The following is a 23,328-nucleotide window of genomic DNA, read 5'->3' on the forward strand; positions in this document are numbered from 1 at the left end:
CCCTGAACGGGCCTCGTCCTGGAACGCCGGACGGGCTGGGAGTGCGGGCCTCCTCCTCGAACGTGGGACGGGCTGGGGGTGCGGGCCTCCTCCTTCGGGCTGCGGGCGCGCTGAGGGAGCATGACAGGATCGGAGGTCCCCTCATACGTGTATGTGGAACAGGAGTGCGCGATGGCAGCGAAGCCGCCCAAGAGTGATCCGGTTCAGGACGCGCCGCAGGTTGCCGAGCCGAAGCACGTGGCCGCGGGGCTGCCGGCGGTCGGTCACACCCTGCGTATGGCGCAGCGGCAGATGGGCGTGAAGCGGACCGCCCTGACACTGCTCAGCGTGAACCAGAAGGACGGCTTCGACTGCCCGGGGTGCGCCTGGCCGGAGCCGGAGCACCGGCATCGCGCGGAGTTCTGTGAGAACGGTGCGAAGGCCGTGGCCGAGGAGGCCACCCTGCGCCGGGTCACCCCGGAGTTCTTCGCGGCGCACTCCGTCGCGGACCTGGCCGGCCGCAGCGGCTACTGGCTGGGGCAGCAGGGCCGGCTGACACACCCCATGTATCTGCCCGAGGGCGGCGCGCACTACGAGCCGGTCACGTGGGAGCGGGCCTTCGACATCGTCGCCGAGGAGATCGCCGCGCTCGGCTCCCCGGACGAGGCCGTCTTCTACACCTCGGGGCGCACCAGCAACGAGGCCGCGTTCCTGTACCAGCTGTTCGCCCGGCGCCTGGGCACCAACAATCTGCCCGACTGCTCCAACATGTGCCACGAGTCCTCCGGCTCGGCCCTGTCGGAGACGATCGGCGTCGGCAAGGGCAGCGTGCTGCTGGAGGATCTCCACAAGGCCGATCTGATCATCGTCGCCGGCCAGAACCCCGGTACGAACCATCCGCGCATGCTGTCCGCGCTGGAGAAGGCCAAGGCGAACGGCGCTCGGATCATCAGTGTCAACCCGCTGCCCGAGGCGGGCCTGGAGCGCTTCAAGAACCCGCAGACCCCCAAGGGGCTCACCACGGGCGCCGCGCTGACCGATCTGTTCCTGCAGATCCGTCTCGGCGGCGACCAGGCCCTGTTCCGGCTGCTGAACAAGCTGATCCTCGAGACGCCCGGCGCGGTGGACGAGGAGTTCGTACGCGAGCACACCCACGGCTACGAGGAGTTCGCCGGGGCCGCGCGGGACGCCGACTGGGACGGGACGCTCACGGCGACCGGTCTCACGCGCGGGGACATCGAGGAGTGCCTGCGGATGGTCCTCGCCTCCGAACGCACCATCGTGTGCTGGGCGATGGGCCTGACCCAGCACAAGCACTCCGTGCCGATGATCCGGGAGATCGTCAACTTCCTTCTGCTGCGTGGCAACATCGGCCGTCCTGGCGCGGGGGTGTGCCCGGTGCGCGGCCACTCCAACGTGCAGGGCGACCGCACGATGGGCATCTTCGAGCGGCCCGCTCCGGCGTTCCTGGACGCCCTGGAGAAGGAGTTCGGCTTCGCACCCCCGCGCGAGCACGGCTTCGACGTCGTACGGGCAGTCCGGGCGCTGCGCGACGGCATGGCGAAGGTGTTCTTCGCCATGGGCGGCAACTTCGTGTCCGCCTCTCCCGACACCGAGGTCACCGAGGCCGCGATGCGCCGGGCCCGGCTGACGGTGCACGTGTCGACGAAGCTGAACCGCTCGCACGCCGTCACGGGCGCGCGTGCGCTGATCCTGCCGACGCTGGGCCGCACCGAGCGCGATCTGCAGGGCGGCGGGGAGCAGTTCGTGACGGTCGAGGACTCGATGGGCATGGTGCACGCCTCGCGCGGACGCCTGGAACCGGCGGGTCCGCGGCTGCTGTCGGAGCCGGCCATCGTGTGCCGGCTGGCCCGGCGGGTGCTCGGTGAGGACGACACGGTGCCGTGGGAGGAGTTCGAGAAGGACTACGCGACGATCCGGGACCGCATCGCCCGCGTGATCCCCGGTTTCGAGGACTTCAACGCGCGCGTGGCACGCCCCGAGGGCTTCGCGCTCCCCCACGCGCCGCGCGACGAGCGCCGCTTCCCCACGGCCACCGGCAAGGCCAACTTCACGGCGGCGCCGGTGGAGTACCCGGAGCTGCCGAAGGGGCGGCTGCTGCTGCAGACGCTGCGCTCGCACGACCAGTACAACACCACGATCTACGGCCTCGACGACCGCTACCGGGGCATCAGGAACGGCCGTCGGGTGGTGCTGGTGAACCCGGAGGACGCGCGGGAGCTGCGGCTGGCCGACGGCAGTTACGTCGATCTCGTCGGTGAGTGGAAGGACGGGGTGGAGCGCAGGGCGCCCGGTTTCCGCGTCGTGCACTACCCGACGGCGCGGGGCTGTGCGGCGGCGTACTACCCGGAGACCAACGTCCTGGTGCCGCTGGACGCCACCGCGGACACCAGCAACACCCCGGCCAGCAAGTCGGTCGTGGTGCGTCTGGAACAATCGGCGACGGACTGAGCGTTTGCTTAGCAGACCGCCGTACCGACGCACGACGAAGGAGCCGGGCCCATGGGCGAGCAGCAGCAGGTGAAGTTCCCGCAGGGGGTCATCGACGAGTACGCCGCACTCGGGGTGGACCTGCCGGCGCTCTTCTCGGCGGGCCATCTGGGCACGCGCATGGGCGTGCAGATCCTGGAGGCGTCGGCGGAGCGGGTCGTCGGGACGATGCCGGTGGAGGGCAACACCCAGCCGTACGGGCTGCTGCACGGCGGCGCGTCCGCCGTGCTGGCGGAGACGCTGGGGTCGGTGGGGTCGATGCTGCACGGCGGCAGCTCCAAGATCGCCGTCGGTGTCGACCTCAACTGCACACATCACCGGGGCGTCCGCTCCGGCCTGGTGACCGGCGTCGCCACCCCGGTCCACCGGGGCCGGTCCACGGCGACGTACGAGATCGTCATCACCGACGAGGCGGACAAGCGGGTCTGCACCGCCCGCCTCACCTGCCTGCTCCGCGACCTCCGCCCCGGCGACGGGGAACAGGCCGCGGGCTGACGTCCGTCGGGGGTGCGGGGAGCGTCTGCCCGCACCCCCGTTGCCGTGGGGCGGCGGCCGCTCTACGGTGCGGACATGGGACGAGCGGGGGCCGCGCGGGCGTGTCTCCTGGCGGTGCTCGTGGCGGGCCTCATGGTGACCGGCTGCGACGTCTCCGCTCCCGGAAGGCGGGCCGGCTCCACCCCGCCGCCATCACGCGCCGCGTCCGGCGAGGAGCTGTGCGTGAAGCTCGTCGGGTACTGGGCCCGCAAGGCTCTCGACAGTGACGGGTACGGCGACTACCAGTCCATGGGACTGTCCAACGGCCAGTACGACATCCTGCGCGCGGCCGTGGCCGCCGCCCGCCCCGTCGAGAGGCGTCAAGGTGTCGAGGCCGCGCGGAAGTTGGTCGACCGCCAGGTACGCACGGGGTGCGCCGGCCGGTATCGCGGCGGCGGACCGACGGGCGGACCGTGGCAATGAGCCCGATCCCACCGGCCCGTTGAGGAAAACCGCAGGCCAACAGCCATGCAACGGCAATCCGGAACACCGTATTCCATGTCCGGCCCGGCCGGAAACCCCTCCTTTACGTGGCCATTACACGGAATTCGTCCGCCCCCCCCACCCCATCCAGAGCCCTCCGTCACCCCTTCCGAGACGGAATGAGGGAAAGCACCGCAAACGCCGGACCTCCTTTCCCGGACGTAACTCTGCGTAATACGCGCGCAATAAAGCCACCCGCCCCGCCCCGGGTGCCGCAGGGGGCGCGACCTCGCCCCGCAAGCCCTACAAGTCGCCCTCAGCAACGATTTCAGGTAATCACCAAAACCCCTGACGCACCTGAACACACTCCGCCCGGTCCTGCGGTTTCTCACCATCCGGACAGGGCAAAACGGCGAGAATTCAGCCGTTCCCCCCACTCAGTACCGCTCTGCAATACGTCGTGTCATAACAAGAGCGTCACAGCCTTGGCCAGACCCTCCTCGACATTCCCCACCCGCGCTTAGAGTCACGGCCAGTCACCGCGCCGCCCGATTCCCACTTCGGCCCAGCGCTCGACTCGGCCGTTTCCACCGGGAAGCGGCTGTCAGGGGAAAGGACTGGATCGTGCGTCAACGTTCGCTCATCGCCATCACCGCCGCGCTGGCGGCGGGAGCACTCACCCTCACCGCCTGCGGTTCTCGCGACGATGACGGCGGCGGCAGCTCGGACTCCGGCAACGGTGGCACCACCGTGGTCATCGGCGTCGACGCGCCGATGACCGGCGACCTCTCCGCGCTCGGCCTCGGCATCAAGAACTCCGTGGACCTCGCGGCGAAGACCGCCAACAAGGAGAAGTACGTCGACGGCGTCACCTTCAAGATCGAGGCGCTCGACGACCAGGGCCAGGCCTCCGTCGGCCAGCAGAACGCCACCAAGCTCGTCGCCAACAAGGACGTCCTCGGTGTCGTCGGCCCGCTGAACTCCTCCGTCGGCGAGTCCATGCAGAAGGTCTTCGACACGGCCAAGCTGGTCGAGGTCTCCCCCGCCAACACCAACCCGGCCCTCACCCAGGGCGTGGACTGGCAGAACACGAAGACCCGGCCGTACAAGTCGTACTTCCGCACCGCGACCACGGACGCCATCCAGGGCCCGTTCGCCGCGCAGTACGTCTACAACGACGCCAAGAAGAAGAAGGTCTTCGTCATCGACGACAAGAAGACCTACGGCGCCGGCCTCGCCGCCACCTTCACCGAGGAGTTCAAGAAGCTCGGCGGCAAGGTCGTCGGCACCGAGCACATCAACCCCGACAGCAAGGACTTCAACGCCGTCGCCACCAAGGTCAAGCAGTCCGGCGCCGACGTCGTCTACTACGGCGGCGAGTACCCGCAGGCCGGCCCCCTGAGCAAGCAGATCAAGGAAGCCGGCGCCAAGATCCCGCTGGTCGGCGGTGACGGCATCTACAGCGCCGACTTCATCAAGCTGTCCGGCGCGGCCGGCACCGGCGACCTCGCCACCTCCGTCGGCGCGCCCGTCGAGGAGCTCCCCTCCGCCAAGGAATTCGTCGCCAACTACAAGGACGCCGGCTACAAGGAGGCCTTCGAGGCCTACGGCGGCTACTCGTACGACTCCGCCTGGGCGATCATCGAGGCCGTCAAGAAGGTCATCGAGGACAACGACGGCAAGCTCCCCGACGACGCCCGCTCCAAGGTCGTCGACGCCATGCAGAACGTCTCCTTCGACGGAGTGACCGGCAAGGTCTCCTTCGACGAGTTCGGTGACGCCACCAACAAGCAGCTCACCGTGTACTCCGTCAAGGACGGCGACTGGGCCACCGTGAAGTCCGGCACCTTCACCGGCTGACCACCGCCCGCACCACTCCCACGAGCCGCGCGGGGCGCTGTTCCACTGGCGTCCCGCGCGGACTCGCATCCGGCCCCATCCGTCGAACGTTCCGAAGCTCGGAGGACATGCGGTGAACGAACTGCCGCAGCAGCTGGTCAACGGCCTGCTACTGGGATCCATGTACGGCCTCGTCGCCATCGGCTACACAATGGTCTATGGCATCGTCCAGCTCATCAACTTCGCCCACGGCGAGATCTTCATGGTCGGCGCCTTCGGCGCCCTGACCGTACATCTGTACATCTTGCCCGACGGCACCTCCATCTGGGTGGCACTCCCCCTGATGCTGCTCGGCGCCGTGATCGTCTCGGTCCTCGTCGCCATCGGAGCGGAACGGTTCGCCTACCGTCCCCTGCGCGGCGCCCCCCGCCTCGCCCCGCTCATCACCGCCATCGGACTCTCCCTCGCCCTCCAGCAGGCCGTCTGGGCCTTCTACCCCGAGGCCAAGTCCAAGCTGCCCTTCCCGCAGATCGAGGGCGGCCCCTTCACCATCGGCGGCGCCACCATCCAGACCGGCGACATCTTCCTCCTCGTCGCCGCCCCTGTCAGCATGGCCGTCCTCGCCTACTTCGTGATGCGCACCCGCACCGGACGCGGCATGCAGGCCACCGCGCAGGACCCGGACACCGCCAAGCTCATGGGTGTCAACACCGACCGCATCATCGTGATCGCGTTCGCCCTCGGCGCCGTATTCGCCGCCATCGGAGGCGTCGCGAGCGGCCTCAAGTACGGCCAGATCGACTTCAAGATGGGCTTCATCCTCGGCCTCAAGGCCTTCACCGCGGCGGTCCTCGGCGGCATCGGCAACATCTACGGCGCCATGATCGGCGGCGTGGTCCTCGGCGTGGCCGAGACCCTGGCCACCGCCTACATCGCCGACATCCCCGGCCTGGACAAGTTCGGCAGCCAGTCCTGGGCCGACGTCTGGGCCTTCATCCTCCTCATCCTCGTGCTGCTGTTCAGGCCACAGGGCCTGCTCGGCGAACGCGTTGCGGACAGGGCGTGACACCGATGACCACACAGACCACCGCCGCGACCCCCGCGGCCGCCCCCACCGAGAACGCCTCCACCGGCCTCATCGGCATACCCCCGCACATCGGCAGGGCCCTCGCCACCGGCGGCAGCATCCTCACCGTCGTCTCCACGTTCCTCGCCTGGACCTGGACCGACGAATTCCCCGGCGACCTCACCTTCTACGGCTACCCCGGCGGACTCCAGGTCCTCGTCCTCGTCGGCGGCGCCCTCGCCACCCTGTTCGCCCTCGCCTCCTACGGCGTCAAGGGACTCGGCTGGCTCACCCCCGCCGGCGCCGACGCGGCCCTCAAGTACGCCGTCCTCGGCACCTTCGTCACCGCCTGGTACACGATCCTCGCGATCAGCTTCAAGCTCGGCGGCCTCGTCAACCTGGAACCCGGCGGCTACGTCGTCGCCGCGGCCACCCTGATCGCCCTCCTCGGCGCCCTCGCCCTCCCCTTCGAGCGGCCCGAACCCGACCCGATCGACCCCGACGACACCGGCTGGGAGCACTTCAAGCACCAGGCCGGACACCGCTGGGCCACCGTCCGGGCCACGTTCGCCTCCGGCAGCCCGCGCCCGGTGCGCGCCCTGCCGTCGTACGCCGAGATCCTGATCATCGTCGCCGTCCTGGCACTCGCCCTCGTCGTCTTCACCTACGGCATCGGCACCGAGTACGACGAACTCTTCATCGGGTTCCTCATCACCGCCGGCTTCGCGTTCGCCGCGCTCAACCGCGCCGGCCTGGTCGCCCACGCGTCCCAGATCACCGCACGGCACACCAACATCACCGTCTGCGGCGCCTTCATCGCGGCGGCCTGCTTCCCCTTCACCCAGACCGACGACCAGTACGCCACCCTCGGCGTCTACATCCTCATCTTCGCCACGGTCGCCCTCGGTCTGAACATCGTCGTCGGCCTCGCCGGTCTGCTCGACCTCGGCTACGTCGCCTTCCTCGGCGTCGGCGCCTACGCCGCCGCGCTCGTCTCCGGCTCCCCCAGCTCGCCGTTCGGCGTCCACTTCCCCTTCTGGGCCGCCGTCATCGTCGGAGCCGTCGCCTCCCTCGTCTTCGGCGTCCTCATCGGCGCCCCGACCCTGCGGCTGCGCGGCGACTACCTCGCCATCGTGACCCTCGGCTTCGGTGAGATCTTCCGTATCGCCGCCAACAACACCGACGGCACCTCCGGACCCGACCTCACCAACGGCTCCAACGGCATCGCCTCGATCCCGGACCTGAACATCCTCGGCTTCGACCTCGGGGTCCAGCACGACATCGCCGGCTTCACCATCGGCCGGTTCGCCAACTACTTCTTCCTGATGCTGCTCATCACGGCCGTCGTCGTCCTCGTCTTCCGGCGCAGCGGCGACTCCCGCATCGGCCGCGCCTGGGTCGCCATCCGCGAGGACGAGACGGCGGCCGAGGCCATGGGCATCCACGGCTTCCGGGTCAAGCTCATCGCCTTCGCCGTCGGCGCCACCCTCGCCGGCCTCGCCGGAACCGTGCAGGCGCACGTCACCTACACCGTGACGCCCGAGCAGTACCTGTTCGCCGGCACCACCCCGCCCAACTCCGCCTTCCTGCTCGCCGCGGTCGTCCTCGGCGGCATGGGCACCATCGCCGGACCCCTCATCGGGGCCGCGCTGCTCTTCCTGATCCCCAACAAGCTCCAGTTCCTGGGCGACTTCCAGCTCCTCGCCTTCGGACTCGCACTCGTCCTGCTGATGCGCTTCCGGCCCGAGGGCCTCATCCCCAACCGGCGCCGCCAACTGGAGTTCCACGAAGAGGCCGAAGCGCCCACAGTCCTGAGCAAGACAGGGGCCTGACCACCATGACCACCGACACCACCACCAAGGACACCGCACCGGGCGCGCCCGCCCCCGGTACCACCGTCCTCGACGCACGCGGCGTCACCATGCGCTTCGGCGGCCTCACCGCCGTCCGCGACGTCGACCTCACCGTCAACAGCGGCGAGATCGTCGGCCTCATCGGCCCCAACGGCGCCGGCAAGACCACCTTCTTCAACTGCCTCACCGGTCTCTACATCCCCACCGAGGGCGAGGTCCGCTACAAGGACAAGGTGCTGCCGCCCAAGTCCTTCAAGGTCACCGCCGCCGGTATCGCCCGGACGTTCCAGAACATCCGGCTCTTCGCCAACATGACGGTTCTCGAGAACGTCCTCGTCGGCCGTCACACCCGTACCAAGGAAGGCTTCTGGTCCGCCATCCTGCGCGGCCCCGGCTTCCACAGGGCCGAGGCGGCCTCCCGCGCCCGCGCCATGGAACTCCTGGAGTTCGTCGGTCTCGACGCCAAGGCCGACCACCTCGCACGCAACCTCCCCTACGGTGAGCAGCGCAAGCTCGAGATCGCCCGCGCCCTCGCCAGCGAGCCGGGTCTGCTGCTTCTCGACGAGCCCACCGCGGGCATGAACCCCCAGGAGACCCGGGCGGCCGAGGAACTCATCTTCGCCATCCGTGACCAGGGCATCGCCGTCCTCGTGATCGAGCACGACATGCGGTTCATCTTCAACCTCTGCGACCGCGTCGCCGTCCTCGTCCAGGGCCAGAAGCTCGTCGAGGGCGACCCCGCCACGGTGCAGGGGGACGAACGCGTCATCGCCGCCTACATCGGCGAACCCATGGAGAACGACCCCGGCGCCGCCGAAGCCGCCGAGGTCGAGGCCGCCGAAGCCGCGGCCGAGGAGAAGGCCGAAGCAGCCGCCGCCGGGACCGAACCCGGGGCGGACGCGGAGGCGGAGGCGGAAGCCACCACGGACGCCGTGCCCGGCAAGGAGAACGACCGATGACCGCACTCCTCGAGGTCGAGGACCTCAAAGTCGCCTACGGCAAGATCCAGGCCGTCAAGGGCATCTCCTTCAGCGTCGGGGCCGGCGAGGTCGTCACCCTGATCGGCACCAACGGCGCCGGCAAGACCACCACGCTGCGCACGCTCTCCGGGCTGCTCAAGCCCGTCGGCGGACAGATCAGGTTCAACGGCAAGTCGCTCAAGAAGACCCCGGCCCACAAGATCGTCGCCCTGGGGCTCGCCCACTCCCCCGAGGGGCGGCACATCTTCCCCCGTATGACGATCGAGGACAACCTCCGCCTCGGCGCCTTCCTCCGCAGCGACAGGGCGGGCATCGAGAAGGACATCCAGCGCGCCTACGACCTCTTCCCCATCCTCGGGGAACGCCGCAAGCAGGCCGCCGGCACCCTCTCCGGCGGAGAACAGCAGATGCTCGCCATGGGCAGGGCACTCATGTCCCGGCCCCAGCTCCTGATGCTCGACGAGCCCTCCATGGGCCTCTCGCCGATCATGATGCAGAAGATCATGGCGACCATCGCCGAACTCAAGTCCCAGGGCACCACTATCCTGCTCGTCGAGCAGAACGCCCAGGCGGCCCTCTCCCTGGCCGACCACGGTCATGTCATGGAGATCGGCAACATCGTCCTCTCCGGCACCGGACGGGACCTCCTCCACGACGAATCCGTCCGCAAGGCCTACCTCGGCGAGGACTGAGCCGTACGGCACGAGGCCCGCGCCCCCCTGCCGAGCGGGGGGCGCGGGCCTCGTGCCGTACAGCGGGCTCTCAGCCCTTCGACGCCTTCTTCTCCTCCGCGTCGTCGATGACCGCCTGCGCCACCTGCTGCATCGACATCCGCCGGTCCATCGACGTCTTCTGGATCCACCGGAACGCCGCCGGCTCCGACAGCCCGTACTGCGTCTGCAGCACCGACTTCGCCCGGTCGACCAGCTTGCGCGTCTCCAGCCGCAGGCTCAGATCCGCGACCTCGCGCTCCAGTTCCTTCAGCTCCGTGAACCGCGACACCGCCATCTCGATGGCCGGCACCACATCGCTCTTGCTGAACGGCTTCACCAGATACGCCATCGCGCCGGCGTCCCGCGCCCGCTCCACCAGATCCCGCTGCGAGAACGCCGTCAGCATCAGCACGGGTGCGATGCTCTCCTCCGCGATCTTCTCCGCCGCGGAGATACCGTCCAGCTTCGGCATCTTCACATCGAGGATGACCAGATCCGGCCGGTGCTCACGCGCCAGCTCCACCGCCTGCTCACCGTCACCGGCCTCACCGACGACGGAGTACCCCTCCTCCTCCAGCATCTCTTTGAGATCGAGCCGGATCAGCGCCTCGTCCTCGGCGATCACGACACGGGTCGTCATCGGAGGCACGTGCGACTTGTCGTCATCGGGCACGTCTACTGGCTGGGGCGGCTCGGGGGCGCTCACGTGGGCTCCTTGATGCGGGGCAGACCGGTACTGCTGACAAGAGCGTACCCAGCTACGGTAAGGTGGGGGCACGGCGGGTGACCGTCTACCTTCGTTTTGCAGGGCGCCCCGGTAGCCCAGCGGTAGAGGCAATGGTCTCAAACACCATCCAGCGTCGGTTCGAATCCGACCCGGGGTACTTTTCCTTCATATCCAAGGTCACGATTTACGGGCGGATGTTCACCTTTTCGGTGAACATCCGCTTTTTTCCGCGCGCCGTTCACGCACGGTCCGTCAGGGCTGCTCGGGGCTGTCGTCCTCGCCGATGTGGTGGACCCGGACCAGGTTCGTGGAACCGGAGACCCCGGGCGGGGAGCCGGCCGTGATGACGACCGTGTCGCCCTTCTCGCAGCGGGCGTACCTCAGGAGCAGGTCGTCCACCTGATCGACCATCGCGTCCGTCGAGTCGACGTGGGGGCCGAGGAAGGTCTCCACGCCCCAGGTGAGGCTGAGCTGGGAGCGGGTGGCCGGGTCCGGGGTGAAGGCGAGCAGCGGGATGGGGCTGCGGTAGCGGGAGAGACGGCGGGCGGTGTCGCCGGACTGGGTGAAGGCGACCAGGAAGCGGGCACCGAGGAAGTCGCCCATCTCGGCCGCCGCGCGGGCGACCGCGCCGCCCTGGGTGCGGGGCTTGTTGCGTTCGGTGAGGGGCGGCAGGCCCTTGGCGAGGATGTCCTCCTCGGCGGCCTCCACGATGCGGGCCATGGTGCGGACCGTCTCGACGGCGTGTTTGCCGACGCTGGTCTCACCGGAGAGCATGACCGCGTCGGTGCCGTCGATGACGGCGTTGGCGACGTCGGAGGCCTCCGCGCGGGTGGGCCGGGCGTTGTCGATCATCGAATCGAGCATCTGGGTGGCGACGATGACCGGCTTGGCGTTGCGCTTGGCGAGCTTGACGGCGCGCTTCTGGACGATGGGCACCTGTTCGAGGGGCATCTCCACGCCGAGGTCGCCGCGGGCGACCATGATGCCGTCGAAGGCGGCGACGATGTCGTCGATGTTCTCGACGGCCTGGGGCTTCTCCACCTTGGCGATGACGGGGAGGCGGCGGCCCTCCTCGTCCATGATGCGGTGGACGTCCTTGATGTCGCGTCCGCTGCGGACGAAGGAGAGGGCGATCACGTCGAAGCCGGTGCGCAGTGCCCAGCGCAGATCGTCCTCGTCCTTCTTGGAGAGGGCGGGGACGGAGACGGCGACGCCGGGGAGGTTGAGGCCCTTGTGGTCGGAGACCATGCCGCCTTCGACGACGGTGGTACGGACGTGGGGGCCGTCGACGGCGGTGACCTCGAGGGTGACCTTCCCGTCGTCGACGAGGATGCGCTCACCGGTGGTGACGTCGGCGGCGAGGCCGGCGTAGGTGGTGCCGCAGCGGGTGCGGTCGCCTTCGGCGCCTTCCTCGACGGTGATGGTGAAGGTGTCGCCGCGTTCAAGGAGTACGGGACCTTCGGTGAAGCGGCCGAGACGGATTTTCGGGCCTTGAAGGTCGGCGAGGAGGCCGATGCTGCGGCCGGTTTCGTCGGCCGCTTTTCGTACCCGTCGGTAGCGCTCCTCGTGCTCGGCGTGCTCGCCGTGACTGAGGTTGAAGCGGGCCACGTCCATTCCGGCGTCGACCAGAGCTTTGATCTGGTCGTACGAGTCGGTGGCAGGGCCCAGTGTGCAGACGATTTTCGCTCGGCGCATGGTTCGACCCTAGGGCTTACCGGCCGGTAGCGACTTGGTGGCGCGTGACGACTCAACGGCCAGCGCATGAAGGGTTGTTGACAAGTGTTGAAGTGTGCGTCGGGGCGCTCTGATGAGCATGCGCGCGGCGGACGGTGACTGCCGGTCACCGGATCGCAACCTGCGGGGGCTGTTGCGTGTGGGCGTGTTCAGGTCAGAATCGTCGGGCGAATCTACGCGCGTTGTTCGTCGTTGTCCGAGGAGAGTCCTGACATGCCGTTGAACCGCCGGAAGTTTCTGAAGAGGTCCGCCGTGACGGGGGCGGGGGTGGCGCTGACCGGTACGGCGGCGGCCCCCACGGCCGAGGCCGCGGCGGCCGCCGGGGCGGGGCACGGGCACGGGAGGAAGCCGGTGAAGCGGTACGCGCTGACCGTGATGGGCACGACCGATCTGCACGGTCATGTCTTCAACTGGGACTACTTCAAGGACGCCGAGTACACGGACGCGGCCGGCAACGCGCAGGGGCTGGCTCGGGTGTCGACGCTGGTGGACCGGGTGCGCGAGGAGAAGGGCCGGCGCAACACGCTGCTGCTGGACGCGGGCGACACCATCCAGGGCACCCCGCTGACGTACTACTTCGCGAAGGTGGACCCGATCACCGCCGAGGGTGGTCCGGTGCACCCGATGGCGCAGGCGATGAACGCCATCGGGTACGACGCGGTGGCGCTCGGCAACCACGAATTCAACTACGGCATCGAGACGCTGCGGAAGTTCGAGGAGCAGTGCGACTTCCCGCTGCTGGGCGCGAACGCGCTGGACGCGAAGACACTGAAGCCGGCCTTCCCGCCGTACTTCATGAAGACGTTCCACGTGAAGGGCGCTCCCCCGGTGAAGGTGGCGGTCCTCGGGCTGACCAACCCCGGTATCGCGATCTGGGACAAGGCGTATGTACAGGGCAGGTTGACGTTCCCGGGCCTGGAGGAGCAGGCGGCCAAGTGGGTGCCGAAGCTGCGGTCGATGGGCGCGGACGTGGTGGTGGTGTCGGCGCACTCGGGCTCGTCGGGCACGTCGTCGTACGGTGACCAGCTGCCGTACGTGGAGAACGCGGCGGCGAATGTGGCGCGGCTGGTGCCGGGGATCGACGCGATCCTGGTCGGGCACGCGCACCAGGAGATCGCGGAGCTGCGGGTCGTCAACGAGGAGACGGGCCGGGAGGTCGTGCTGTCGGAGCCGCTGTGCTACGCCGAGCGGCTGACGCTGTTCGACTTCGAGCTGGCCTTCGAGCGGGGCCGGTGGCGGGTGGAGTCGGTGAAGGCGTCGCTGCGGGACGCGGCGACGGTTCAGGACGACCCGAGGATCACCAAGCTGCTGTCGGACGAGCACGCCGTGGTCGTGGCGTACGTCAATCAGGTGGTCGGCACGGCGACGGAGACCCTGACCACGGTGGAGGCGCGCTACAAGGACGCGCCGGTCATCGACCTGATCAGCAAGGTGCAGGAGGACGTGGTCAGGGCGGCTCTCGCCGGTACGGAGTACGCGTCGCTGCCGGTGCTGTCGCAGGCGTCGCCGTTCTCGCGGACCTCGGAGATCCCGGCGGGCGAGGTGACGATCCGGGACCTGTCGGGCCTGTACGTGTACGACAACACGCTGGTGGCGAAGCTGATGACGGGCGCGCAGGTGCGGGCGTACCTGGAGTACTCGGCGGAGTACTTCGTACGGACCGCGGCCGGTGCGGCGGTGGACGTGGAGAAGCTGACGAACGCGGGCGGCCGTCCGGACTACAACTACGACTATGTGTCGGGGGTGCGGTACGACATCGACATCGCGCAGCCGGCCGGGTCGCGGATCAGGAACGTGATGTACGAGGGCGCCCCTCTGGACGACGCCCAGGAGTTCGTGTTCGCGGTGAACAACTACCGCGCGAACGGCGGCGGCGCGTTCCCGCACGTGGCGTCGGCGAAGGAGCTGTGGTCGGAGTCGACGGAGATCCGGACGCGGATCGCGGAGTGGGTGACGGCCAAGGGTGTGCTGGATCCGGTGGACTTCGCGTCGGTGGACTGGAGGCTGACCCGGGACGGTACGCCGGTGTTCTGACCGGGTGACTCAGGTCCCGTCCGCCAGTGGGGTGAGCCGTACGGCTTGCCGGGCGGGCGGGACCTGTGGTGTTTCCGGGGGCAGTCCGAAGGTGGTGAAGGCGGTGCGGGCGGGCTCCGGGTAGGCCGTCCGGCCGGTGAGGTGGTTGAGGATGGCGGCGCTGCGCCAGGCGGCGAGTCCGAGGTCGGGGGTGCCGACGCCGTGGGTGTGGAGTTCGGCGTTCTGGACGTAGACGCCGCCGGTGACGGCGGGGCCGAGGTCGAGGCGGAAGTGGGCGTCGACGCGCGGCCGGCCGGCACGGTCGCGGCGCAGATGGGGGTCGAGGGGTGCCAGGAGGTGGTCGAGGGGGCGCGGGCGGTGGCCGGTGGCGAGGACGACGGCGTCGGTGGTGAGGCGGCTGCGGGTGCCCTGTTGGATGTGCTCGAGGTGGAGTTCGACGCGGTCGGGACCGAGGCGGGCGGCGGCGCGGATCCGGACGGCGGGGGTGAGGACGGTGTCGGGCCAGTCGCCGTGGAGGGTGCGCCGGTAGAGCTCGTCGTGGATGGCGTCGATGGTGCCGGCGTCGATGGCCTTGTGGAGCTGCCACTGGGCGGGGACGAGGCGGTCGCGGACGGACTCGGGCAGGGCGTGGAAGTAGCGGGTGTGGTCGGGGGTGAACTGTTCGAGGCCGAGCCGGGAGTACTCCATGGGGGCGAACGCCTGGGTGCGGCCGGTCCAGTGGAGCCGTTCACGGCCGGTGGGGCGGTGGCGGAGCAGGTCGAGGAAGCCCTCGGCACCCGACTGTCCGGTGCCGACGACGGTGATGTGGCCGGCGGCGAGGAGCCTGTCCCGGTGGGTGAGGTAGTCGTCGGCGTGGATCACGGGGGCGCCGGGGGTGCCGGTGAGGGGCCGCAGGGGCTCGGGCACCCAGGGTTCGGTGCCGACGCCGAGGACGAGGTGCCGGGCGTGGACACGGCGGGTGCGCCCTTGCGGGCCCGGTCGGGTGAGGTCCACCTGGAACAGGGCGTTCTCCGGGTCCCAGCGGACGGTGTCGACGCGGTGGCCGAAGTGCAGGGCGGGAAGGTGGTCGGCGACCCAGCGGCAGTAGGCGTCGTACTCGGTGCGGCGGATGTGGAACCGCTCCGCGAAGTAGAAGGGGTAGAGGCGCTCGCGGGCTCTGAGGTGGTTGAGGAAGGTCCAGGGGCTGGTGGGGTCGGCGAGGGTGACGAGGTCGGCGAGGAAGGGGACTTGGACGGTGACGTCGTCGAGGAGCAGGCCGGGGTGCCAGGTGAAGCGGGGGTTCTGGTCGTAGAAGGCGGTGTCCAGTCCGGGGAGCGAGTCGGCCAGCGCGGCGAGGGAGAGGTTGAAGGGGCCGATGCCGATGCCGACGAGGTCGTGGGGCGGGGTGTTCATGGGCTGTCCTCCGGAGCGCGGAGGTTCAGCTTGGCGGGCGCGGCCGGCGTCGGCCGAAGAGTCCGGCGATCACCGCTCGAAGGGGTTACGTCCCCTTCGAGCGGTGTGTGCCGTGTTACGCCTGCTGGACGCGCAGGGCGCGGCGCAGGTCGTCGAGCTGGTCGGCGAGTTTGCGGCGCAGGGCCGGAATGGGGTCGGCCTTGCGCAGGCACTTCTCGCCGAGCTTCAGCGTCTCGGCGTCGACGGCGTGGGCGGGGAACGCCCAGCGTCCGGCGGCTTCGGCGATGGCGGGGCCGCGGCGGGCGGCGACCGCCACGGCCGCCTTGTAGTAGCGGGACACGTAGGGGCGTACGAGGTCGGCCTGTTCGGGCTGCCAGAAGCCCTGGGCGGTGGCGGTGAACAGGTAGTTCGACAGGTCGGCCCGGTCGTCGGAGCCGAACATGGCCTCCCAGGCGCGGGCTTTGGCGTCCTCGTCGGGGAGGGCGGCGCGGCAGCGGGCGGCGCCCTCCCGGCCGGTGGCGCTGGGGTCGCGTTCGAGTTCGGCGGCGATGACGGTCTCGTCGGTGGCGCCGAGTACGGCGAGCCGCGCGAGGACGCGCCAGCGCAGTTCGGGGTCGAGTTCGGGTCCGCCGGGGACGGTGCCTTCGGTGAGCCAGGCGGCGATGGTGTCGGGGTGGGCGGCGACCTCGATGAACTGGCGTACGGCGATGAGGCGCAGGCCGGGGTTGTCGCCGTCCTCGGTGCGGCGGATGAGGTCGCGGCACAGGGCGGTGAGGGTGGCGAGGGCGGCGGGCCGCTGTTCGGGGGTGAGGTAGCGCCCGGCGATGTGGACGGAGGCGAAGGCGAGGACGCCCTGGACGAGGGCGAGGTCGGTCTCGTGCGGGAGGTGGGTGCGGGCGATGTCGAGGAAGTCGCCCGCGGGCAGGTCGCCGTCGCGGACGGCGTCCCTGAGGGCGTTCCACACCACGGCGCGGGTGAGGGCGTCGGGCAGGCCGGAGAGCCGGGTGCGCAGGGTGTCGAGGGAATCCGGGTCGAAGCGGATCTTGGCGTAGGTGAGGTCGCCGTCGTTGAGGACGACGAGGGCGGGGCGGGTGCCGCCGGGGCTGAAGGAGACGTTCCGGTCGGCGGGGAGGTCGGCCTCGATACGGTCGCGCAGGATGAGCCGGGCGGCGTCGTGGAGGTCGTGGTCGTAGACGCCGATGGCGATGCGGTGGGGCCGCGTGCTGCCGGCGGAGACCATGGTGCCGGCGTGCCGCATGCCGGGGAGGCTCTTGTCGGGGTCGGGTGCCGACCAGATCCCGGGGTCGCCGCGGTGGGTGATGTCGAGGTGCCAGTAGACGTTGTCGCCGCTTCTCGGCTCCGGGACGAGGGTGTCGACGCCGGTGGTGCGCAGCCAGGCGTCGGCCCAGGCGTGGACGTCGCGTTCGGTGGCGGAGGCGAGGGAGTCGATGAAGTCGGCGAGGCCCGCGTTGCCGAAGCGGTGCCGCTGGAAGTGGGTGTTGATGCCGGCGAGGAAGTCCTTCTCGCCGAGCCAGACGACGAGCTGGCGCAGCGCGGAGGCGCCCTTGGCGTAGGAGATGCCGTCGAAGTTGAGCAGGGCGGAGGCGGTGTCCTCGACGTCCGCGGGGGCGACGGGATGGGTGGAGGGCCGCTGGTCGGCGTCGTAGCCCCAGGGCTTGCGGGTGACACCGAAGTCGGTCCAGGTGTCGGTGAAGCGGGTCGCCTCGGTGAGGGTCTGGTAGCCCATGTACTCGGCGAAGGACTCGTTGAGCCAGATGTCGTCCCACCAGCGGAGGGTGACGAGGTCGCCGAACCACATGTGGGCCATCTCGTGGGCGATGACCATGGCGCGGGTCTGGCGCTCGGTGTCGGTGACGGCGGAGCGGTAGACGAACTCGTCACGGAAGGTGACCAGTCCGGGGTTCTCCATGGCGCCCGCGTTGAACTCGGGCACGAAGGCCTGGTCGTAGGAGTCAAAGGGGTACGGCTCCTCGAACTTCTCGTGGTACCGGTCGAAGCAGGCGCGGGTGATGTCGAGGAGTTCGTCGGCGTCCGCGTCGAGGTGGGGGGCGAGGGAGCGGCGGCAGTGGATACCGAAGGGCAGTCCGCGGTGCTCGGTGCGTACGGAGTGCCAGGGTCCGGCGGCGACGGCGACGAGGTAGGTGGAGATCAGCGGGGTGGCGGCGGCCCGCCACACGCCGTCTCCGGTGTGTTCGGTGATGCCGTTGGCGAGGACGGTCCAGTGCCGGGGGGCGGTGACGGTCAGCTCGAAGACGGCCTTGAGGTCGGGCTGGTCGAAGGCGGCGAAGACCCGCTGGACGTCGTCGAGGAACAGCTGGGTGTAGACGTAGGTCTCGCCGTCGGAGGGGTCGGTGAAGCGGTGCATGCCCTCGCCGGTGCGGGAGTAGCGCATGCTCGCGTCGACGCGCAGTTCGTGTGCGCCGGCGGTGAGGTTCTTCAGGGGCAGCCGGTTGCCGTCGAGGGTGCCGGTGTCCAGGGGCTGTCCGTCGAGGGTGACGGAGCGCAGCTCGGCGGGCTTGAGCTCGACGAAGGTGTCCGCGTCCGTACGGGCGCTGAACGTGATCAGGGTGTGGGAGTCGAACGTCTCGTCGCCGGTGGTCAGATCGAGTTCGATCGTGTAGCGGTGGACGTCGAGGAGTCGTGCTCGGTTCTGCGCTTCGTCGCGCGTCAGTACGGACATGCGGGCCATGCTGCCTGATCCGGTCGCCGGGGGGACAGGGGCGGATCGGGTACGCACCCTATGTCCGGTCTCGTTCGAGCTTCCCGGTGTGCGCCCCCGTGGGCTGCGAAGGCGACGTGTGCGCGTGCGGGTGGGGCAGGGCGGGTGGTACGGGGGTGCCGGGGCGTTCGTCGAGGCGGGCGCGCAGGGCGCGGATCTCCCGCTCCAGGGCGAGGTGGCGCTGGTGTGCGTCGTAGAGATGACGGATCTTGGTGCGCAGCGCCCACGGGTCGACCGGTGTGGTGACGAGGTCGGCTACGCCGAGGGCGTAGGCGGCGGCGCCGAGCTGGGGGTCGCGGACGAAGCCGGTGAGCAGGACGACGGGGATGAGCTGGGTCTGTTCCAGGCGGCGCATGTAGCGCACGACGTCGAGTCCGCCGGTGCCGGGGAGGTGGACGTCGAGCAGGAGCAGGCCGACGTTTCCGCGCAGGAGCTGTTTGAGGGCTTCGTCGCCGCTGGTGGCCCGGCCCAGCAGGTGGCCGAGCGGGGCCAGGGCGCTCTCCAGGGCGTAGAGGGTGTCTTCGTGGTCGTCGACGATGAGGATGCGGGCGTTCGGCATGCGGCACGTCCCTCCTCGCAAGGGACCGGAAGGGTGTCCGGGTGCTGACGGGTGGTGCTTGTCAGCCGACAAGGAGTGCACAGCGCAGCATGCCCCGCGCGGGCGGCTGTGTCACTCCCCGGGGGAGGAGGTTGTGCCGCGGTTCGCTGAGGGCGTGGCGTCGTCGGCGATGCGCTCGTGGTGGCGGATCACCTCGGCGATGATGAAGTTCAGGAACTTCTCGGCGAAGGCCGGGTCGAGTCTGGCGTTCTCGGCGAGGGCGCGCAGCCGGGTGATCTGGCGGGCCTCGCGGCCCGGGTCGGCGGGCGGCAGCCGGTGCTCGGCCTTGAGGCGGCCGACCTGCTGGGTGCACTTGAAACGCTCGGCCAGCATGTGGACGACGGCGGCGTCGATGTTGTCGATGCTGTCGCGCAGCCGGGCGAGCTCCTCGCGGACCGCGGGGTCGGCGTCACCGGTGGTGGTGTTGCTGGTGGTCATGGGGGTTCAGCCTACGGGCCCGTACAGTGGAACGGGGTTCAGGGCGTCCGGGGGTGAGACGTGGCGAACGGCGGACCGGTCGAGCACGGTTACCCGCATCTGGAGACGGTGCGGGCGGCCGTCACCGCGCTGTACCGGCGTCTGTCGTACGACACGGTCCAGGCGTTCTCGGTGAGTGTGGCGCCGGCCGATGTGGCGTTCTGCGACACGGACGATCTGTATCCGGGGGCGCAGCGGGTGGCGCGTGAGCTGGTGCGGCACTACCGGCTGCCGCACGCGCGGCTGATCGTGGGCTTCCGGGAGATGACGCACGCGGCGAACGTGGAACTGGCGGCCGGGCCCGAGTACTTCGTCGAGCTGAACGACCGGTTCCGCACGCACCGGCGGGATATCGGGGCGGCGCTGGCGCACGAGGTGGCGCATGTGTATCTGCACCGGCTGGACCTGTCGTTCCCGGGGACGCGGGAGAACGAGATCCTGACGGACACGACGGCGACGTATCTGGGGGCCGGCTGGCTGCTGCTGGACGCGTTCCGGGAGGACGGGGCGTCGTCGCAGAAGCTGGGGTATCTCACGCCGGAGGAGTTCGGGTACGTGCTGGCGAAGCGGTCGCTGGTGTTCGGGGAGGATCCTTCGGTGTGGTTCACCAGTGCGCAGGCGTATACGGCGTACACGAAGGGGCTGGCGGTGGCCCGCCGGGACTCTGAGCAGCCGCCGCTGGCCGCCGCGGGGTGGGTGGGGCGGCGTCGGTACGCCCGGGACCGGCGGCTTGCGCGGGATCACCACCCGGTGGGTGAGACGGCGGGGCCGTACGGCTTCGGTTCCGCGGAAGACGGCTCTCTACGGGTTTCGTTTGCCTGTCCTACGTGCCATCAGCGGATCCGCGTGCCGGTTCGCGGGCGCGTGCGGGTGCGGTGCGGGTTGTGTCGCACCGTTTTGGAGTGTGATACCTAGCGTTGTCGGGTGCGGGTGCGTTGTGGTCGATCGCGCCCACGCGGCGGAGCCGCAGATCGATACGGCCCCGCGCCCCTCAGGGGCGCTGCTCCTGGCCCGTGATTCCTTGTGCCCTTGCTGCCGCCAGCCATTGAGGGAACTCGCCCACCAGGCGGTCATAGAGATCCGCGTCCGAGACCCTCGCCGGGTTCTCGCCCGCGTGGAAGAAGCCCGCGTTGTCCACGACTCGCTTCGTGGGGACCGCCAGGTCGTCGAGCCTGCGCAGGTAGTCGAACTGCTTGCTGTTCGGGTCGCCGAAGCCGACGAACTGCCAGAAAAGGGGGAGGCGGGCGGCCTTGCAGAGGTACTTCTCCGCGGCGAGTCTGCTGACGGGGCCGCCGTCGGTCTGGAAGATCACCAGGGCCGGGGCCGTGGAGCCGCTGTCGAGGTAGTGGTCGATGACCGCGTCCATCGCCAGGTGGTAGCTGGTCCTGCCCATGTGGCCGAGACCGGACACGATGCGTTCGATCCGGCCCCGGTGGTCGGCGAGGGCGATGTCGGTGACGGCGTCGACGTCGGTGGAGAAGAAGACGACCGGGACGGTGCCGTCGTCGTCGAGATGCGCGGACAGGCCCAGCACGCGGTCGGCGAGCGCCTGCACGCTGCCGTCGTCGTAGTACGGCCTCATCGAGCCGGAGTAGTCGACCACCAGGTAGACGGCGGCGCGCAGACCGTCCAGGCCGTGCTTGGTGAGTGAGGCTCCGGCGGTCTTGTAGAGGCTGACCAGCGCGGGCGCGGTCTCCTCGATCTTGCGCAGGCTTATCGCGGCCACTCGACTCCCCCTGGGTCACCGGAACTGGCCCCGAGGGTACGGCACGGCACCCCGGCACTCGCCCGGCTCCCCCGTGTTCGATATTTTGTTCGCCGCCGTCCCCACCGGCTCATTTCCGTCCCGACCGTCCCGAGGAGCCGGCCCGTGGATTCCGAGTCCACCGTGACCACCTGCTACCGCCATCCCAAGGTGGAGTGCCATGTCCGCTGCACCCGCTGCGAGCGGTTCATCTGCCCGGACTGCATGCGCGAGGCGGCCGTGGGCCACCAGTGCCCGGACTGTGTGAAGGCGGGCGCGCGGTCCGTCCGGCAGGCGCGCACCCTGGTGGGCGGCCGGGTGTCGCGGGTGCCGGTCGTGACGTACGTACTGATCGTCGTCAATGTGCTCGTGTATCTGGCGGAGGTGGCGAAGCCGGAGATCGTGGACCGGTTCGCGATGGTGGGCGCGGGACTGCTCGGGCCGGACGGCGAGCACTATCTGTGGGTCGACCCGTACCCGGGGGGCTTCAGCCCGGAGGGGCTGGTGGACGGGGAGTGGTACCGGCTGCTGACCGGCGCGTTCCTGCATCTGCCGCCCACCGAGGGCACGTTCGGGATCGCCCACATCGTGATGAACATGCTGGCGCTGTGGAATCTGGGCCGGCTGGTCGAGCCGATGCTGGGCCGGGTGCACTACCTCGCCCTGTATCTGCTGTCGGCGCTGGGCGGCTCGGTGCTGGTGCTGGTGATCGCGCCCGAGGACGCCGTGGTCGGCGCGTCCGGCGCGATCTTCGGAGTGGGGGCCGCGTACTACGTGGTGGCCCGGCGGGTCGGGGCCGACATGAGCCAGGTCAACCGGTTCATGGCGGGGCTGTTGCTGTGGCTGGTGATCTCCGCGGTCGTCACGTCCTGGGAGGGGCACCTCGGCGGGCTGCTGGCGGGCGGCGCGGTGGCGCTGGCGTTCGCGTACGCGCCGCGGGACGGGCGGCGGACGCTGGTGCAGGTGGGCGCGTGTGTGGCGCTGGTGCTGGTGCTGGGGGTGGCCGCCGTGGTCGAGGTGTCCGAACTGACGGGCGGAGGTATCCCGCGGTGAAACGTGCCGGTGTGCTGCTGATCGCGGCCGTTCCCGTGATCGCGACGGGGTTCTATCTGGTCCTGCCGTCGGGCTCGGCCGACGCGCCGCCGGCGCCCACCGCGGCCGGTGTGCAGGCGGCGCGGGAGGACGCCAAGGACCGGGCGGAGGAGAAGCAGGAGGAGGAGCGGGCGGAGGACGACGCGGTCGTCGCCGATCTGCCGGCGGGCCTCGCCGCGCCCGCGAAGAAGGAACTGGCGCAGCGGCTGGTGGCGAGCGCCGAGCACTCCACCACCGACTGGCGCACCACGTACGGCACCATCGAGGACGAGGACGACGGCTGCGGGTACACGGCGGGCATCATCGGCTTCTGCACCGGCACCCACGATCTGCTCATGCTGGTCGAGGCCTACACCGAGGAGCACCCGGACAACGGCCTGGCGTCCTATCTGCCCGCCCTGCGGGAGGTCGACGGCTCGGACTCCCACGAGGGGCTCGATCCCGGCTTCACGGCCGCCTGGGAGGCGGAGGGAGAGGTTCCGGCGTTCCGTGCGGCGCAGGAGGCGGAGCGCGACCGCCTCTACTTCGAGCCGGCCGTACGGCTCGCCAAGCTGGACGGTCTTGGAACCCTCGGCCAGTTCGTGTACTTCGACGCGATGGTCTTCCACGGCCCCGACACGGACGCGGACGGTTTCTACGCGCTGCGGGAGCACACGCTGAAGCAGGCGAAGACACCGGCGGCGGGCGGTGTGGAGGAGGAGTATCTGAACGCCTTCCTGGACATCCGCCGCGAGGCCATGCTGACCCGGTACCCGGACCGCGACACCGGCCGTGTCGACACGGCCCAGCGCCGGTTCCTGAAGGCCGGGAACCTGGGCCTGGACACCCCGCTCGTGTGGGAGATGTACGGGGACCACTACCGGCTGCCCTGAACATGCGGAGGCGCCTGCCC

At 69.9% G+C, this 23,328-nt stretch carries 19 protein-coding genes and 1 tRNA gene; 13 read left to right on the forward strand and 7 right to left on the reverse strand.

Features of this window, described 5'->3' with window-relative positions; genetic code table 11:
* The first annotated feature begins 171 nt into the window (after nucleotides 1-171).
* The 8 genes from ACGFR9_RS32435 (at nucleotide 172) to ACGFR9_RS32470 (ending at nucleotide 9,877) form a co-directional block, all read left to right on the forward strand.
* On the forward strand, nucleotides 172-2,451 hold the full coding sequence (locus tag ACGFR9_RS32435; protein ID WP_393215776.1) for an FdhF/YdeP family oxidoreductase: 2,280 nt from the start codon (nucleotides 172-174) through the stop codon (nucleotides 2,449-2,451).
* 51 nt (nucleotides 2,452-2,502) lie between these two features.
* Nucleotides 2,503-2,985: a hotdog fold thioesterase gene (locus ACGFR9_RS32440; RefSeq protein ID WP_311646868.1), complete on the forward strand. Its 483-nt coding sequence runs from the start codon at nucleotides 2,503-2,505 to the stop codon at nucleotides 2,983-2,985.
* 75 nt (nucleotides 2,986-3,060) lie between these two features.
* On the forward strand, nucleotides 3,061-3,447 hold the full coding sequence (locus tag ACGFR9_RS32445) for a hypothetical protein (RefSeq protein WP_393215779.1): 387 nt from the start codon (nucleotides 3,061-3,063) through the stop codon (nucleotides 3,445-3,447).
* Between the two features lie 624 nt (nucleotides 3,448-4,071).
* Nucleotides 4,072-5,307 carry a branched-chain amino acid ABC transporter substrate-binding protein gene (locus ACGFR9_RS32450; protein ID WP_393215782.1) on the forward strand — a complete coding sequence of 412 codons (1,236 nt, stop codon included), beginning with the start codon at nucleotides 4,072-4,074 and terminating at the stop codon, nucleotides 5,305-5,307.
* 112 nt (nucleotides 5,308-5,419) lie between these two features.
* Nucleotides 5,420-6,352 (forward strand): branched-chain amino acid ABC transporter permease, encoded by a 933-nt coding sequence (locus tag ACGFR9_RS32455; RefSeq protein ID WP_393215785.1) that lies wholly within the window; start codon nucleotides 5,420-5,422, stop codon nucleotides 6,350-6,352.
* A gap of 5 nt (nucleotides 6,353-6,357) precedes the next feature.
* A complete protein-coding gene (locus ACGFR9_RS32460) occupies nucleotides 6,358-8,184 on the forward strand; it encodes a branched-chain amino acid ABC transporter permease (RefSeq protein WP_393215788.1) in 1,827 nt (608 codons plus the stop codon).
* A gap of 5 nt (nucleotides 8,185-8,189) precedes the next feature.
* Nucleotides 8,190-9,164, forward strand: coding sequence for an ABC transporter ATP-binding protein (locus ACGFR9_RS32465; RefSeq protein WP_393215790.1), 975 nt, complete (start codon nucleotides 8,190-8,192; stop codon nucleotides 9,162-9,164).
* Nucleotides 9,161-9,877 (forward strand): ABC transporter ATP-binding protein, encoded by a 717-nt coding sequence (locus tag ACGFR9_RS32470; RefSeq protein ID WP_393215793.1) that lies wholly within the window; start codon nucleotides 9,161-9,163, stop codon nucleotides 9,875-9,877. Before ACGFR9_RS32465 ends, ACGFR9_RS32470 begins: the two co-directional genes overlap by 4 nt.
* Before the next feature lie 70 nt (nucleotides 9,878-9,947).
* Here the strand turns inward: ACGFR9_RS32470 and ACGFR9_RS32475 are convergent, their stop codons facing one another.
* Nucleotides 9,948-10,604 (reverse strand): ANTAR domain-containing response regulator, encoded by a 657-nt coding sequence (locus ACGFR9_RS32475; RefSeq protein WP_030228441.1) that lies wholly within the window; start codon nucleotides 10,602-10,604, stop codon nucleotides 9,948-9,950.
* Nucleotides 10,605-10,709: 105 nt separating this feature from the next.
* Here ACGFR9_RS32475 and ACGFR9_RS32480 point away from each other — a divergent pair.
* A tRNA-Leu gene (locus ACGFR9_RS32480) sits at nucleotides 10,710-10,782 on the forward strand.
* Nucleotides 10,783-10,877: 95 nt separating this feature from the next.
* Here ACGFR9_RS32480 and pyk read toward each other — a convergent pair.
* On the reverse strand, nucleotides 10,878-12,320 hold the full coding sequence (pyk, locus tag ACGFR9_RS32485; RefSeq protein WP_393215797.1) for a pyruvate kinase: 1,443 nt from the start codon (nucleotides 12,318-12,320) through the stop codon (nucleotides 10,878-10,880).
* A gap of 252 nt (nucleotides 12,321-12,572) precedes the next feature.
* On the opposite strand from pyk, the gene ACGFR9_RS32490 reads away from it, so the two are divergent.
* A complete protein-coding gene (locus ACGFR9_RS32490; RefSeq protein WP_393215800.1) occupies nucleotides 12,573-14,393 on the forward strand; it encodes a bifunctional metallophosphatase/5'-nucleotidase in 1,821 nt (606 codons plus the stop codon).
* A 9-nt stretch (nucleotides 14,394-14,402) separates the two neighbouring features.
* Here the strand turns inward: ACGFR9_RS32490 and ACGFR9_RS32495 are convergent, their stop codons facing one another.
* The 4 genes from ACGFR9_RS32495 to ACGFR9_RS32510 form a co-directional block, all read right to left on the reverse strand.
* The gene (locus tag ACGFR9_RS32495) at nucleotides 14,403-15,785 is read right to left on the reverse strand and encodes a lysine N(6)-hydroxylase/L-ornithine N(5)-oxygenase family protein (RefSeq protein ID WP_393215803.1); all 1,383 of its coding nucleotides are present in this window, start codon (nucleotides 15,783-15,785) and stop codon (nucleotides 14,403-14,405) included.
* A gap of 115 nt (nucleotides 15,786-15,900) precedes the next feature.
* Complete coding sequence (gene pepN / locus ACGFR9_RS32500) at nucleotides 15,901-18,495, reverse strand: aminopeptidase N (RefSeq protein WP_393215806.1); 2,595 nt, start codon at nucleotides 18,493-18,495, stop codon at nucleotides 15,901-15,903.
* 49 nt (nucleotides 18,496-18,544) lie between these two features.
* A complete protein-coding gene (locus tag ACGFR9_RS32505; RefSeq protein ID WP_393215809.1) occupies nucleotides 18,545-19,084 on the reverse strand; it encodes a two-component system response regulator in 540 nt (179 codons plus the stop codon).
* A 111-nt stretch (nucleotides 19,085-19,195) separates the two neighbouring features.
* Nucleotides 19,196-19,561 carry a chorismate mutase gene (locus ACGFR9_RS32510; protein ID WP_393215812.1) on the reverse strand — a complete coding sequence of 122 codons (366 nt, stop codon included), beginning with the start codon at nucleotides 19,559-19,561 and terminating at the stop codon, nucleotides 19,196-19,198.
* Nucleotides 19,562-19,621: 60 nt separating this feature from the next.
* On the opposite strand from ACGFR9_RS32510, the gene ACGFR9_RS32515 reads away from it, so the two are divergent.
* Nucleotides 19,622-20,515, forward strand: a complete 894-nt coding sequence (locus ACGFR9_RS32515) for a hypothetical protein (RefSeq protein ID WP_393215815.1) — start codon at nucleotides 19,622-19,624, stop codon at nucleotides 20,513-20,515.
* Between the two features lie 76 nt (nucleotides 20,516-20,591).
* Here ACGFR9_RS32515 and ACGFR9_RS32520 read toward each other — a convergent pair whose 3' ends face one another.
* Entirely contained in the window at nucleotides 20,592-21,326 is a 735-nt protein-coding gene (locus ACGFR9_RS32520; RefSeq protein WP_393215818.1) for a vWA domain-containing protein, read from the reverse strand.
* Between the two features lie 144 nt (nucleotides 21,327-21,470).
* On the opposite strand from ACGFR9_RS32520, the gene ACGFR9_RS32525 reads away from it, so the two are divergent.
* Nucleotides 21,471-22,397: a rhomboid family intramembrane serine protease gene (locus ACGFR9_RS32525; RefSeq protein ID WP_393215821.1), complete on the forward strand. Its 927-nt coding sequence runs from the start codon at nucleotides 21,471-21,473 to the stop codon at nucleotides 22,395-22,397.
* Nucleotides 22,394-23,308, forward strand: a complete 915-nt coding sequence (locus tag ACGFR9_RS32530; RefSeq protein WP_393215824.1) for a chitosanase — start codon at nucleotides 22,394-22,396, stop codon at nucleotides 23,306-23,308. The genes ACGFR9_RS32525 and ACGFR9_RS32530 overlap by 4 nt, the downstream gene beginning before the upstream one ends.
* The last annotated feature ends 20 nt before the right edge of the window (nucleotides 23,309-23,328 follow it).

It is taken from the genome of Streptomyces sp. NPDC048584 (assembly GCF_043199595.1).
Taxonomy (GTDB): Bacteria; Actinomycetota; Actinomycetes; order Streptomycetales; family Streptomycetaceae; genus Streptomyces; species Streptomyces edwardsiae.

Excerpts from the sequence above, each read along its gene's own strand:
- ACGFR9_RS32505 (WP_393215809.1), bottom strand. The coding sequence starts at position 19,084 with ATGCCGAACGCCCGCATCCTCATCGTCGACGACCACGAAGACACCCTC.
- ACGFR9_RS32510 (WP_393215812.1), bottom strand. The coding sequence starts at position 19,561 with ATGACCACCAGCAACACCACCACCGGTGACGCCGACCCCGCGGTCCGC.
- ACGFR9_RS32435 (WP_393215776.1), top strand. The coding sequence starts at position 172 with ATGGCAGCGAAGCCGCCCAAGAGTGATCCGGTTCAGGACGCGCCGCAG.
- ACGFR9_RS32465 (WP_393215790.1), top strand. The coding sequence starts at position 8,190 with ATGACCACCGACACCACCACCAAGGACACCGCACCGGGCGCGCCCGCC.
- pepN (WP_393215806.1), bottom strand. The coding sequence starts at position 18,495 with ATGGCCCGCATGTCCGTACTGACGCGCGACGAAGCGCAGAACCGAGCA.
- ACGFR9_RS32445 (WP_393215779.1), top strand. The coding sequence starts at position 3,061 with ATGGGACGAGCGGGGGCCGCGCGGGCGTGTCTCCTGGCGGTGCTCGTG.
- ACGFR9_RS32460 (WP_393215788.1), top strand. The coding sequence starts at position 6,358 with ATGACCACACAGACCACCGCCGCGACCCCCGCGGCCGCCCCCACCGAG.
- ACGFR9_RS32470 (WP_393215793.1), top strand. The coding sequence starts at position 9,161 with ATGACCGCACTCCTCGAGGTCGAGGACCTCAAAGTCGCCTACGGCAAG.
- ACGFR9_RS32495 (WP_393215803.1), bottom strand. The coding sequence starts at position 15,785 with ATGAACACCCCGCCCCACGACCTCGTCGGCATCGGCATCGGCCCCTTC.
- pyk (WP_393215797.1), bottom strand. The coding sequence starts at position 12,320 with ATGCGCCGAGCGAAAATCGTCTGCACACTGGGCCCTGCCACCGACTCG.
- ACGFR9_RS32440 (WP_311646868.1), top strand. The coding sequence starts at position 2,503 with ATGGGCGAGCAGCAGCAGGTGAAGTTCCCGCAGGGGGTCATCGACGAG.
- ACGFR9_RS32490 (WP_393215800.1), top strand. The coding sequence starts at position 12,573 with ATGCCGTTGAACCGCCGGAAGTTTCTGAAGAGGTCCGCCGTGACGGGG.